General features: G+C 71.7%; 9 protein-coding genes. 7 read left to right on the top strand and 2 right to left on the bottom strand.

Annotated features, from left to right (window positions below; all coding sequences use genetic code 11):
* Window positions 1-278 precede the first annotated feature (278 nt).
* Together BZY54_RS41170 and BZY54_RS41160 are read left to right on the top strand one after the other, a co-directional pair.
* Window positions 279-1,292 carry a TIGR01777 family oxidoreductase gene (locus tag BZY54_RS41170; protein ID WP_086730478.1) on the top strand — a complete coding sequence of 338 codons (1,014 nt, stop codon included), beginning with the start codon at window positions 279-281 and terminating at the stop codon, window positions 1,290-1,292.
* 378 nt (window positions 1,293-1,670) lie between these two features.
* Window positions 1,671-2,693: an alcohol dehydrogenase gene (locus BZY54_RS41160; protein ID WP_086730476.1), complete on the top strand. Its 1,023-nt coding sequence runs from the start codon at window positions 1,671-1,673 to the stop codon at window positions 2,691-2,693.
* A gap of 22 nt (window positions 2,694-2,715) precedes the next feature.
* Here the strand turns inward: BZY54_RS41160 and BZY54_RS41155 are convergent, their stop codons facing one another.
* Entirely contained in the window at window positions 2,716-3,360 is a 645-nt protein-coding gene (locus BZY54_RS41155; RefSeq protein WP_086730475.1) for a class I SAM-dependent methyltransferase, read from the bottom strand.
* Window positions 3,361-3,557: 197 nt separating this feature from the next.
* On the opposite strand from BZY54_RS41155, the gene BZY54_RS41150 reads away from it, so the two are divergent.
* Window positions 3,558-4,052, top strand: coding sequence for a lamin tail domain-containing protein (locus tag BZY54_RS41150; protein WP_086730474.1), 495 nt, complete (start codon window positions 3,558-3,560; stop codon window positions 4,050-4,052).
* Between the two features lie 179 nt (window positions 4,053-4,231).
* On the opposite strand, the gene BZY54_RS41145 is transcribed toward BZY54_RS41150, so the two are convergent.
* A complete protein-coding gene (locus BZY54_RS41145; RefSeq protein WP_086730473.1) occupies window positions 4,232-5,179 on the bottom strand; it encodes an MIP/aquaporin family protein in 948 nt (315 codons plus the stop codon).
* A gap of 456 nt (window positions 5,180-5,635) precedes the next feature.
* Between BZY54_RS41145 and BZY54_RS41140 the strand changes: the two genes are divergently transcribed.
* The 4 genes from BZY54_RS41140 to sbnB are packed head-to-tail and all read left to right on the top strand — an operon-like array spanning window position 5,636 to window position 13,644.
* Window positions 5,636-8,167 (top strand): Pls/PosA family non-ribosomal peptide synthetase, encoded by a 2,532-nt coding sequence (locus BZY54_RS41140; RefSeq protein WP_086730472.1) that lies wholly within the window; start codon window positions 5,636-5,638, stop codon window positions 8,165-8,167.
* 14 nt (window positions 8,168-8,181) lie between these two features.
* Window positions 8,182-11,526, top strand: coding sequence for a non-ribosomal peptide synthetase (locus tag BZY54_RS41135; RefSeq protein WP_086730482.1), 3,345 nt, complete (start codon window positions 8,182-8,184; stop codon window positions 11,524-11,526).
* A 31-nt stretch (window positions 11,527-11,557) separates the two neighbouring features.
* The gene (locus BZY54_RS41130; protein ID WP_086730471.1) at window positions 11,558-12,562 is read left to right on the top strand and encodes a TauD/TfdA family dioxygenase; all 1,005 of its coding nucleotides are present in this window, start codon (window positions 11,558-11,560) and stop codon (window positions 12,560-12,562) included.
* Window positions 12,559-13,644, top strand: coding sequence for a 2,3-diaminopropionate biosynthesis protein SbnB (sbnB, locus tag BZY54_RS41125; RefSeq protein WP_086730470.1), 1,086 nt, complete (start codon window positions 12,559-12,561; stop codon window positions 13,642-13,644). The genes BZY54_RS41130 and sbnB overlap by 4 nt, the downstream gene beginning before the upstream one ends.
* The last annotated feature ends 27 nt before the right edge of the window (window positions 13,645-13,671 follow it).

The following is a 13,671-nucleotide window of genomic DNA, read 5'->3' as shown; positions in this document are numbered from 1 at the left end:
GGCGGCCGGGGCCACCGGGGGCGCCACCGCCTCCTCGCCCAGTACGTCTGTCTCGCGCATGCAGGCTCCGAAGATCGCGTGTCCGGAGAGAACATAGCGGGCCCGCTCCCCTGCCCCGTGCCCGGGACGCGCCGGCCCGACTCCGGCCACCCGTGCGCCCAGTTCACGGACCGCCGCGTCTGCGCTCTCAGGCCCGCATCAGCCGCTGGAGAACTTTTTTGAACACGTTCAAGTCTCTGCGTTACAGTCGCTCCCACCGACAAAGGGGGCGACATCCGATGAAGTTCGTGCTGCCCGGCGGGACCGGGCAGGTGGGTACGGTCCTGGAACGCGCGCTGACCGGCGCCGGACACGAGGTCGTGGTGCTCAGCCGGCGCCCCGCGCGCCCGGGGCAGGTCCGGTGGGACGGGCGGACCCTGGGACCGTGGGCCGACGTGATCGACGGCTGTGACGTGGTGGTGAACCTGGCCGGACGCAGCGTCAGCTGCCGCTACACGCCCGCCAATCTCCAGGCCATGATGGACTCGCGGGTGGACTCCGCCCGGATCGTCGGCGAGGCGATCGCCGCCGCCGTGCGCCCGCCGCGCGTCTGGCTCCAGATGAGCACGGCCACCGTGTACGCCCACCGCTTCGACGCGCCCAACGACGAGCGCTGCGGGGTGATCGGCGGGTCCGAACCCGGGGTGCCGGGCTACTGGGCCTACTCCGTCGAGATCGCGAAGGCCTGGGAGCGGGAGCAGGAGCGGGCCCGCACCCCGCACACGCGCAAGGTCGCCCTCCGCTCGGCCATGGTGATGAGCCCCGACCGGGGCGGTGTCCTCGACGTCCTGCTGTGGCTGACCCGGCTGTGCCTGGGCGGCCCGGTGGCGGGCGGCGGGCAGTACGTGTCCTGGATCCACGAGCACGACTTCGTGCGCGCGGTGGAGTTCCTGGCCGCCCGGGAGGACATCGTCGGGCCGGTGAACCTAGCGGCGCCCAACCCCCTGCCGCAGCGTGCGCTCATGCGCGAACTGCGTGCCGCCTGGGGTGTCCCGGTGGGTCTGCCGGCGACGACGTGGATGGCGGAACTCGGCGCCTTCGCGCTGCGCACGGACACCGAACTGCTGCTGAAGAGCCGGCGCGTCGTCCCGGGCCGCCTGCTCGAGGCCGGCTTCGTCTTCGACCATCCGCAGTGGCCCCAGGCCGCCACCGACCTCGCCCACCGCATCCGGAACCGACCTCGCGGCAGACGAACCGGCATCCGGTACGCGGCGGGCACCTCCCGCGCGGACTCGGGCCGCAGGCCGCTGTGAAGCGGCGGCCGAGGTCGCACGTCCCCAGACACCTCCCCAAGGCCGACTTCGTCTTCGACCACCCGCGGTGGCCCCAGGCCGCCGCCGACCTCGCCCACCGCATCCGGAACCGACCCCGCGGCACACGAACCGGCATCCGGTACGCGGCGGCCACGTCCCGCGCAGGCTTCACCGGCCGCGCCGGGTCTGGCCGCAGGCCGCCGTAACCGCAACCGAGGGGTGGGTGCGCCGAGCACCGGCGGGCGGTCGCCGCGGCCTTCGCACGGTGGTCGGCGCCGGGCGGAATCCCCGGAGTCGGCCGCGCGTCGGCGCGCGCGATCGGCTCCGAGCTGGTGTGCTGGGTGAGGAGACCTCCGTAGCAGCCCGGGAGAGCCGTACATGAGTACCTACAAAGTCGCGCAGGCGACCGCCGCCGGCGGGCCGCTCGAGATCGCCGAGCGTGAGGTGCCGGAGCCGGGGCGCGGCCATGTGCGGATCGCGGTGGAGGCGTGCGGGGTCTGCCACAGCGACACCTTCTTCGTGGACGCGGCGGTGCCCGGCATCCGGTTCCCGGTGGTCGCGGGCCACGAGATCGCCGGGCGGATCGAGGCACTCGGCGAGGGAGCGGCGGAGTACGGCTGGCAGGAGGGCGACCGGGTGGCGGTGGGCTGGTTCGGCGGCAGTTGCCACCACTGCACAGCGTGCCGGCAGGGCGACTTCATCGTCTGCGAGAACCTGAAGGTGCCCGGCTGGGCGTACGACGGCGGCTTCGCCGAGCGGGTGATCGCACCGGTCGACGCCCTGGCGCGGATCCCCGAGGGGCTGGCCGCGAGCGACGCCGGGCCCATGGCATGCGCGGGCGTGACCGTGTTCAACGGGCTGCGGCGCAGCGTGGCCCGGCCGGGCGACCTGGTCGCGGTGCTCGGCATCGGCGGCCTGGGCCACCTGGGGGTGCAGTACGCGGCGGCCATGGGTTTGGAGACCGTGGCGATCGCCCGGGGGGCCGACAAGGCGGACATGGCCAAGCAGCTCGGCGCCCATCACTACGTCGACAGCACGGCGACCCCCGTCGCCGAGGCGCTGCGGTCCCTGGGCGGTGCGAAGGTCGTGCTGGCCACCGCGGGCAACTCCGAGGCCATCACGGCGACCGTGGACGGGCTGACACACCGCGGCGAACTGGTCGTCATCGGCGCGACGCCCGAGCCGCTGGGGATCAGTCCGCTGCAACTGATCATGAGCGGCAGGGAGATCCGTGGTCACCCCTCCGGCACCGCGCAGGACGTGCAGGACACCATGGCGTTCAGCGCCCTGCACGGGATCCGCCCGATGACCGAGACGGTGCCGCTGGACCGGGCCGACGAGGCGTACCGGAGGATGCTCGCGGGCACCGCCCGCTTCCGTATGGTGCTCACCATGGGCTGACGCACATGCGCCCGCGGGAGGGTCAGGGCTTGCGGGCCAGCAGGCAGGCGTGCCGCCGGGTCAGCCGCCCCTCGGGCTCCTGCACCAGCCGCGCGGTGACCACGAGCCCGGCCTCGCCCAGCAGTTCGGCCACCCGTTCCGCGGACAGCAGGTACCACTCGTAGGACACGGGATGGCCGTATCCCTGGCTGGGCCGCAGGTGTTCGTCGCCGATGTGGCACCCCCACAGCAGATGGCCGCCGGGCGCGAGGACGCGGTGGAACTCGGCGAAGACCGCGGGCAGCAGGGCGGGGGGCGTGTGGTGCGTGGAGTACCAGGCCAGGACGCCGCCGAGGGTGTCGCCACCGATCCCCAGGGCGGTCATCGAACCCTGCACGAACCGCAGGTGCGGATGGGCGCGCCGGGCCAGTGAGACCATCCTGGCCGACAGGTCGACACCGAAGGCGTCGACTCCCGACGCGGCGAGGTGGGCGGTGACCTTGCCGGGCCCGCACCCGACGTCGGCGACCGGCCCCGCGCCGGCGAGCCGCACCGACTCGGCGAACACCGCCAGCATGCCGCGGGACAGCGGGTCCAACTCGGCCGGTTCCGGTACGCGTTCGGCATACGTGGCGGCGACGGTGTCGTAGGACTCGCGGACGGCTGTGAGGTAGGAGGTCTCGGTCACCCGGGCCACGCTAGCCGAGAGCCCATGCCGCCCGAGGCACGGTGACGAAAGCGCCGACCGTCGCCCGAACGGCCCCGACGCACCCGCCACCCACCGACGCACCCGCCTTCACAAGTCCCCCACCTCCCCGTCACTCGTCGGTCACGTGTTGTGTATGCTCCTGCCGCTCCATCCGCACCAACTGAGGGGGGAACCTCATGCGCATACGCTCCATGCTCGCTGCCGCCGCCACCGCCGGAACGATCGCCGTCGTCGCCGCGGTCCCGGCGCAGGCCACCGAGTACTCCTCCGCCCTGAAGATCAAGGGCGTCCAGTACGACGCGCCCGGGCGGGACTCCAACAACTGCACCACCGGCAACACCAAGAGCGAGTACCTGACCATCAAGAACTACTCGCGCACCACGACGGTCAACCTCAAGGGCTACGTCGTCAAGGACGCCACCGGCAACATGTACCGGTTCTCCGCCAACCACTACCTCCAGCCCGGCGACTACGTGAGCCTGCGCGGAGGCCGGGGCACGGAGTCCGACGCCAAGAACGTCGCCTACCGCCAGAGCTGCAACTTCATCTGGAACAACGACAAGGACACCATCTACCTCTACAAGCCCTCCGGCGCCCGCGCCGACGTGCACTCCTACACCAAGTCCCGCGACGACCGGGACGGCAACGGCTACATCACCTACCACGGCTGAGCCCACGCCCGATCCACCGGCACCCGGCCGCCGGGCACGTCCGGCGGCCGGTCCCCGCACGGTCGTGAGCGCCGTCGCCAGGGACCGCGGTGCCTGCCAGGACCACGACGAGGCGCACCCCGGTCACCTGCTCCCGCGGCTTCGACGACCGGCGCGGCAACCGCTCCTGGCGGCGACGGCTACTCCTCGTCCTCCGTGCTGACCGGGCGGGCACGACCGGGCTCGGGCAGCGCGCCTTCCTGGGCGCGGATGTTGAGGACGTCGCCGACGAAGAGGTCGTACACCACGACGCCGACCACGCCACCGACGAGCGGCCCGACGATGGGGATCCACCAGTAGTCGCTGAACGAGCCGGCCAGGCTGCCCGGTAGCGCGAGGTCGCCCCACCCGGCGGCGAACGTGAACAGCCGGGGACCGAAGTCGCGGGCCGGGTTGATGGCGTATCCGGCGTTCGCGCCGTAGGAGATGCCGATGGCGGCGACGACGAAGCCGATCACCAGGGGCCCGAGGTTGGCCTTCACCGCGGTGTTGCGCAGGTCGACGACCGCCGCGATCAGCATCAGCAGGAACGCCGTGCCGACGATCTGGTCCACGAGCGGGCCCCAGACGCCGCCGTGGAAGAAGGGCGCCGGGAACGTCGCGAAGATGGAGAACGAGGCGACCGTGTGCCCGTTCGTCTTGGGTCCCTTCATGGCCTGGTCGAACGTGTTGATCGCGTCGTGGTAGACGGCATACACCAGAGCCGCCCCGGCGAACGCGCCCACCAGCTGTGAGATCCAGTACGGGACCACCTTCACCCACGGGAACCTGCGCCGCACCGCGAACGCCAGTGTCACCGCCGGGTTGATGTGCGCGCCGCTGACCCCGCCCGCCACGTAGACGCCGAAGACCACGGCGAACGCCCATCCCCAGGCGATCAGCAGCCAGTCACCGGCGCCCAGAAAGAAGGTGGTGGGCCCCTGCGTCCGGCCGGATCCGGGCAGCGCGGCGACGGCCATGGCCACGGAGCCGCAACCGAAGGAGATGAGGACGAAGGTCCCCAGGAACTCAGCCAGGCACTCGCCCCACAGGCCTCCACGGCGCCTCAGGCGGGAGGGCTTGATCAGGGGCGGTATCTCAACGGCCATTTAGGCCCCCTCAACGAACGGTCCGGCCCACGAGCCGGCACAGCCCTGCTCCGGGCGGCCCCGCGATACTGCGCTGTCGCGGCCCCGCGTCATTGCTCAGTCTGCGCGTCCCCAGGTGCCGTGGCCACTCGGCCGACGCGGATTTCCCGACGGGATGCCTTCCGCGCTCCCCGCACCGCCGCCGAGGACGAACAGACCCTATGGAGTGACCTCCAAACGGGTGATCCCGTCAACCACCCCAGCCCCACCGGTACCGCGAGAAACAACGGTGTGCCAGGCGCTCCCGGCGGATCGGTACCCCGCGGCCACGTCACGACACAAGTGGCAACCGGTCGGTGATCGAAGAAGACTGGTCCATGATTGCGTGGTCAGGTGACAACGCCTGTAGGCGAATGCACACGGTCTCGGGGACGGAAACCCGGTCGATGGTTTTCGACCCTTCCTCAGGGAGCACGCATGGTGGAGAAGTCTGCCGACATCCTGATGCCCGGACCGGACGGATCTGCCATCGCCCCACGCGGAGACACCGCGCCTGCGACGGCGGCCACCGAGCGGGAACTCGTCGGCATTCTGGCGGACGTCGTGGCCGCCGATCACGTGTCGGCGGACAGCCACTTCTTCACCGAACTCGGGGCGAACTCCCTGGTGATGGCCCAGTTCTGCGCACGGGTGCGGAAGAGACCGGATCTGCCGTCCGTGTCCATGAAGGACATCTACCGGTATCCGACGATCCGCGACCTGGCGGCGGCGCTCGCCCCCACGGCGCCCCCGCCTGCCGGATCAGCCGCTCCGGCCTCCTCCCAGGAGCCTGCTTCGCCGCCGGCCCCGGCCGCCCGCGGCGCGTCCGGCCGTACGGCGCGATACCTGCTGTGCGGGACGCTTCAGGCGCTGATCTTCCTCGGATACTCGACCGTCATCGGACTGGCCACCTCCCGCGCCTATGACTGGGTCGCCTCGGGATCGGGGCTCCTCCATATCTATGCGCGGTCGTTCGTCTGCGGGGGCGTCGGATTCGTCGTCGTGTGCGCCTTTCCGGTGGCGGCCAAGTGGATTCTCGTCGGACGCTGGAAAGCCGGGGACTTCCCCGTCTGGAGTCTCGCGTATCTGCGTTTCTGGATCGTCAAGGCGCTGCTCCACGCCAATCCCATGATCTTCTTTGTCGGCAATCCGCTGTACGTGATGTATCTGCGGGCGCTCGGCGCGCGGATCGGCAAGGACGTCACGATCCTCTCCCGCTCCGTGCCGGTCTGCACCGACCTGCTCACCATCGGCGCCGGCACGGTGATCCGCAAGGACTCGTTCTTCCTCTGCTACCGCGCGCACGCCGGACGCATCCAGACCGGCCGGATCACCCTCGGCCGGGACGTCTTCGTCGGCGAGAAGACGGTGCTCGACATCGAGACCGCCATGGGCGACGGGGCCCAGCTCGGCCACGCCTCCGCCCTGTACCGGGGCCAGGAGATCCCGTCCGGCGAGCGCCGCCACGGCTCCCCCGCGCAGCCCACCCAGGTGGATCATGTGCGGGTGCCGCCCGCTCGGTGCGGCACCCTGCGCCGGGCCGGTTTCGCCCTGACCAGCCTGCTGCAACTGTTCCTCGTCTACCTGCCGCTCGTCGTCGGCGGCATGTACATGCTGTTCTCTGAGGTCCCGGCGCTCAGGGACCGGTTGGACCCGAAGACGCCGGCCAGCACGGCCGGGGAGTTCCTCACCGACACACTGGTCGTGGCCACGGTGCTGTTCTTCGGCGCCGTGGTCCTGGGCATGGCCGTCCTGTACGCCGTTCCGCGTCTGCTGCACCTGGTGGTCAGGCCCGACCGGACCTACCCCCTCTACGGCTTCCGCTACGCCGCGCACCGGATGACGGCCACTCTGACCAACATCAGGTTCTTCACCTGGCTCTTCGGCGACAGCTCCTACATCGTCCCCTATCTGCGCGGTCTCGGATACGACCTGTCCGAGGTCGAGCAGACCGGTTCCAACTTCGGCACCGAGGTGCAGCACGAGACCCCGCTGCTGGTGTCCGTCGGCAGCGGCACCATGGTGGCCGACGGACTGTCCGTCCTCAACGCGGACTACTCCGCCACGTCCTTCCGGGTGTCCCGGACCTCGATCGGAGCCCGCAACTTCCTGGGCAACAACATCGCCTATCCGGCCGGTGGCAGGACCGGCGACAACTGCCTGCTGGCCACCAAGGTGATGGTCCCCCTGGACGGCGAGATCCGCGAGGGGGTCGGCCTGCTCGGCTCGCCGTGCTTCGAGATCCCCCGCACGGTGGAGCGCGACACCCGGTTCGACCATCTGCGCACCGGCGAGGAACTGCGCACCAACCTCGCCGCCAAGAACCGCTACAACCTCCGCTCGATGGCGCTCCACCTCTGCCTGCGCTGGCTGCACACGGTCGTGCTCACGGCCGCCGGTCTGGCCTCCGCCGCCCTGTACGGCACGCTGGGGCACGTGGTGATCGCCTGCTACCTGGCGCTCACCCTCGTCTCCAGCGCGGGCTACTACGTGCTGGTGGAGCGGGCGATCGCCTCCTTCCGCCCGCTGCGGCCCCGTCTGTGCTCCATCTACGACCCGTACTTCTGGTGGCACGAGCGGCTGTGGAAGGTGCCGGACCACTACCTCGCCCTGTTCAACGGGACGCCGTTCAAGAGCCTGATGTGGCGCCTGATGGGCGTGCGCATCGGGCGCCGGGTCTTCGACGACGGCTGCTACATCACCGAGCGGACGCTCACCGCCATCGGGGACGACTGCACGCTGAACTTCGGCAGCAAGATCCAGTGCCACTCGCAGGAGGACGGCACCTTCAAGTCCGACCGCACCACGCTCGGATCCGGCGTCACCCTCGGGGTCGGCGCCCATGTCCACTACGGCGTGACGGTGGGCGACTCGGCCGTGCTGGCCCCCGACTCCTTCCTGATGAAGGGCGAGGAAGTCCCTGTGAACGCGCAGTGGGAAGGCAACCCCGCTGCCCCGGCGGCGAACTGATGAAGGGTCACTCGATGGGAACGCTCGTGCCAGCGGACCGGGACTTCTGGACCGACGCACTGACCGCCGGTGGTTTCACCGCCGTTCCACGGTGGGTGGGACAGCGACCCGTGCCGGGTGTGGCCCGCCACGAGGAGCAGGTGCCGGCCGACGTGGCGAAGGCGGTGCGCACACTGGCGGCGGAGCTGGGGGTGCCGGTCAGCGCGGTGCTGCTGGCCGCCCACGCCAAGGTGCTGGCCGCGCTGTCCGGCGAGCGGGACGTGGTGACGGGGTACGCCTCGGGAGCCGAGGGCGGGCCGCTGCCCTGCCGGCTGACCCTGGCGCCGTCGACGTGGCGCGGGCTGGTGCGCAGTGCCCGTCGGGTCGAGGCGGACCTGCTCGCGCACCGGGACTTCCCCGTCGGCGAGCTGCGGCGCGAGCTGGGGCTGACGGAACCGCCGTACGAGGTGCTGTTCGACCCCGGGGAGAACATGGGCACCGGGGACACCGAAGACATCGGAGGCACCGGAAGCAGCGCGAGCACCGGGGCTGCCGAAGGCGCACTGCCCGGGGACGTGGTGCTGGGCGTGCGCTGGAGCGACGGCGACGGACGCACGGCGCTGCGGCTGCGGTACCGCACCGACGCGCTGGACGCCGAGGCGGTGGCCCGGATCGGCGGCTACCACCTGACCGCGCTGCGGCTGATGGCGGCCGACGCGGACGCCGAGCACGACAGCCAGAGCCTGCTGTCGGCCGAGGAGCTGCGCGAGCAGCTCGACGGGCTGGCGGGACCGCACCGTGAGCTGCCCGAGGCGCGGGCGCACGAGCTGTTCGAGCAGCGGGTGCGGGACCGGCCGGAGGCGGTGGCCGCGGTGCAGGGCGACCGCTCGTGGACGTATGCAGAGCTCAACGCGCGCGCGAACCGGCTGGCGCGGGCGCTGCTCGCGCGCGGGCTGGGCCGGGAGGACGTGGTGGCGGTGGTCACCGAACGCAACCTGGACTGGCTGGCCGCGGTCCTCGCGGTGTTCAAGGCGGGCTGCGTGTATCTGCCCATCGAGCCGCACTTCCCGGCCGGCCGGATCGCGGCGACGCTGTCGCGGGCCGGGTGCCGGCTGGCGCTGACCGAGCCCAGCAGCACCGGCACGCTGAACCAGGCCCTGGCCACCCTGTCGTCGGACATCGAGAAGCTGCTGGTGGACACCGCGTACGCGGAGGACCACGCCGAGGACGACCCCGGGGTGGGGGTGGCACCCGACCAGCTGGCGTACATCTACTTCACCTCCGGCTCCACGGGCGAGCCGAAGGGGGCGATGTGCGAGCACGCCGGCATGCTCAACCATCTGTACGCAAAGATCGACGACCTGGGGATCGGTCCCGACCGGGTGGTGGCGCAGACCGCCCCGCAGTGCTTCGACATCTCGCTGTGGCAGTTGCTGGCCGCGCTGCTGGTCGGCGGGCGGACCCTGCTGGTGGAGCAGGACGCGGTCGTGGACGTGGAGCGGTTCGTGGACACGCTGGTCCGCGGCCGGGTCGGGGTGGCGCAGGTCGTGCCCTCCTACCTGGAGGTGGTGGTGTCGTACCTGGAGCTGCACCCGCGCGAGCTGCCCGACCTGGCGTGTGTGTCGGTGACCGGGGAGGCGCTGAAGAGGGAGCTGGTGCAGCGCTGGTTCAGCGTCGCCCCCGGCATCAGGCTGGTCAACGCCTACGGGCTGACCGAGACCTCCGACGACACCAACCACGAGGTCATGGACGCGGTGCCGGAGCGGGTGCTGCTGGGCCGGCCGGTCAACAACGTCCGTGTCCTCGTCGTCGACGAGGACCTGTCGCTGGTACCGCTGGGCGCGCCCGGTCTGATCGCCTTCTCCGGGGTCTGCGTGGGACGCGGCTACGTCAACGACGCCGAGCGCACCCGTGAGGCGTACCGGACGGACCCGTACCGGCCGGGTGAGCGGCTGTACGTGGGCGGCGACTGGGGACGCTGGCATCCCGGCGGCAAGCTTGAGTTCCTCGGCCGCCGGGACAGCCAGGTCAAGATCCGCGGCTTCCGCATCGAGATCGGCGAGATCGAGAACACCCTGCTGCGGGTTCCGGGGGTGCGGGACGGCGCCGTGGTCGTCGCCGAGCTCGCGGGTGCCGGCACGCACCTGATCGCCCACTACACCGGCCGGCGCCTGGAGACGGAGGAACTGCGGCAGGCGCTGGGGGCCGCGCTGCCCGTGTACATGGTGCCGACGGCCTTCCACTGGCAGGACGCCCTGCCCCTGACCGCCAACGGGAAGATCGACCGCAAGGCCCTGACGGCGCTGGCCGAACGAAACGCACGGCCCGAACCCACCACACGCTCGGAGGGACCAGGCGGGGAGCACGGTGACGCCCCGCGCACGGCGACCGAGCGGAGGCTGGCGGACGCCTGGTCCGAACTGCTGGGGCTGCCCCGGGAGTTGATCGGCCGGGGGGACCACTTCTTCGACTCCGGCGGCACCTCGCTCTCGGCGGTGAAGCTCACCATCGCCCTGAACCGCGCGGTGTCCCTCAAGGACATCACCCGCCACCCGGTCCTCGCCGACCTCGCCGCGCTGCTGGACGGCACGGCCCGGCAGCGCACCGAGCTGCTGCAGCCGCTGGCGGGAGCGGAGGGCGGGCGGGAGTGCGCCCTGGTGTGCTTCCCGTACGCGGGCGGCAACGCGGTCAACTTCCAGCCGATGGCGAGCGCCCTGGCGGGCAGCGGTCTGGCGGTGTACGCCGTCGACCTGCCCGGCCACGATCTGGCCGCCGCCGACGAGCCGTTCGCGCCGATGGAGCAGGTCGTGGAGAAGGCCGTCGCCGAGATCACCGGGCGGGGGATGCGGCGGGTCATGCTGTGGGGCCACTCCTCCGGCGCCGCCCTCGCCGTGGAGACCGCGCGGAGGCTGCCCGGGCACGGGGTGGAGGTGGTGCGGGTGTTCCTCGGCGCGCAGTTGCCCGGGACGGCCGCCGGCCGCCGCGCCGCCGCGGCGGAACTGGCGGAGCGCGGCAACGCCGAGATCGCCGCGCGGCTGGGCGCGGACAGCGGCTACACCGAACTGGCCGAGCTGAACGCGCGGCACGCCGAGCACATCGGTGCCGCCTACCGGCACGACTGCGTGTCGGCGCACCACTACTTCGCCGACGCCCTGGAGACCCCGCCGGCGGTGAAGCTGGCCGCGCCCGTCACCGTGGTCGTCGCCGCCGACGACCCGCACACCGCCGGGTTCGGCGACCTCCACCGGGACTGGCAGTTCCTGGCGGACCACGTGGACCTGCACGAACTCGCCGACGGCGGCCACTACTTCCCACGCACCCGGCCGGCTGAGGCGGCACGGGCCGTGCTGGGCGCGGCCGAGTTGCTGGCGTCCTCCTGAGGATCTCCTCGCCCAACGAAAGGAAACCGAGATGTCGTTCTCGTCCCCGGCGTCGCTGCTGGAGGTGGAGCAGCGACCGGACCGGCCACCGGTCCTGCACGTCGAGACCCCGGTCGACGCGGCAGGCTGGGCGGCCGAGTACCGCCCCGCGCTGCGCGCGCAGGTCACCGAGCACGGCGCGGTACTGGTGCGCGGTCTGGGGCTGCGGGAGCCGGAGCAGGTCAGGGCCGTCTTCACCGGGCTGGCCGGTGACCTCATGGCGGAGCGGGAGGCGTTCGCTTCCCGGACCTCGCACGGCGCGGGGCTGTACTCATCCACCGCCTGGCCGGACAACCAGCCGATGTGCATGCACCACGAGCTCAGTTACGCGCTGCGGGTTCCGGGTCTGATGCTCTTCGCGTGCCTCGCCGCGCCCGCCCAGGGCGGGGCGACCGCGGTGGCCGACGCCGAGGAGGTGCTGCGGGCGCTGCCCGCCGAGCTGACCGAGCGGTTCGAACGCGAGGGCTGGCTGCTCACCCGCAGCTACAACGACGAGATCGGGGCGTCCCTGGCCGAGTCGTTCGGCTCGGACGACCGGGAGACCGTCGAGAACTACTGCCGCGCCCACGCCATCGACTTCGACTGGCAGCCGGACGGGTCCCTGCGCACCCGTCAGCGCCGCGCCGCCGTCCTGCGGCATCCGGTCACCGGCCGCCGCTGCTGGTTCAACCAGATCGCCTTCCTCAACCAGTGGACGCTGGCGCCGGAGGTGCGCGAGTACCTGGTGGACGAGTACGGGGAGGACGGGCTGCCGTTCAACACCCGCTACGGGGACGGCACGGCGATCGGTGAGGACGTCGTGCAGCTGCTCAACGCCACCTACGAGGAGCACACCCGACGCGAGTCCTGGCAGTCCGGCGACCTGATGCTGGTCGACAACATCCGCACCGCGCACAGCAGAGAGCCGTTCACCGGCGAGCGTGAGGTGCTGGTCGCCATGGCCGAGCCCCGGCTTCTCGCCGAGGGCCGCCCGACTCCGGAGGGAACCCGGCGATGACTTCTGTGACGTCCTCCGCCCCCGAGACCGGCGCCCGCGGTCCGGCTCCCGTACCGGCCTTCGCGGTGATCTCCGGCGCACAGGTCCAGCAGGCGCTCCAGGGCCGCGAGAGGGAGATCGTGGACCTGGTGGAGGCCACCTACCGGCTGCACGGCGCGGGGCAGACGGTGAACCCGCCGTCGTATTTCCTGCGCTTCCCCGACCGGCCCACATCCCGGATCATCGCGCTGCCGGCCTCCGTCGGCGGGCCGGTGGCCGTGGACGGCCTGAAGTGGATCTCCAGCTTCCCGGAGAACGTCGCGGCCGGCGTGCCCCGGGCGTCGGCGGTGCTGATCCTCAACGACCACGACACCGGCTACCCGTTCGCCTGCCTGGAGAGCTCCATCATCAGCGCCACCAGGACGGCGGCGTCCGCGGCCCTGGCCGCGGACCGGCTCTGCCGCAACCGCCCCCGGCCCACCCGGGTCGGCTTCTTCGGCACCGGCCTGATCGCCCGCTACATCCACACGTTCCTCGCCGGCACCGGCTGGAGCTTCGACACCGTCGGTGTGTACGACGTGTCCGCCGACAGCGCCGCCGGTTTCCGCGGTTATCTGGAGCAGGCCGGTGCCGGGCCGGCCGGATCCGCCGGAGCGGTCACCGTCCACGGCAGCCCCGAGGAACTGATCCGCGCCAGCGACCTGGTGGTCTTCGCCACCGTGGCGGGCCGGCCGCACGTCACCGAGCCGTCCTGGTTCGCCCATCACCCGGTGGTCCTGCACGTCTCGCTGCGCGACCTCGACCCGCGGATCCTGCTCGAGTCGGCCAACTTCGTCGACGACGTCGAGCACTGCCTGAAGGCCGACACCTCCCCGCACCTGGCCGAACAGCTCACCGGCGGCCGGGACTTCCTGGACGGCACCCTCGACGACGTCCTGACCGGCCGGGTGGAACCGCCGGCCGACCGCACCGTGGTCTTCTCCCCCTTCGGCCTCGGAGTCCTCGATCTCGCCGTCGGCAAGTACGTCCACGACGAGGTGGCCCGGTCCGGGCGGCTTCATGTCGTCGACGACTTCTTCCACGAGCTGCGCCGGTACGGGTGATCGCCCCATTCGGCTGATCGTCCCCAT

The sequence above is a fragment of the Streptomyces carpinensis genome, from assembly GCF_002154505.1.
GTDB classification, from domain to species: Bacteria; Actinomycetota; Actinomycetes; order Streptomycetales; family Streptomycetaceae; genus Streptomyces; species Streptomyces carpinensis.
This window is presented reverse-complemented; position numbering and strand designations above follow the sequence as displayed.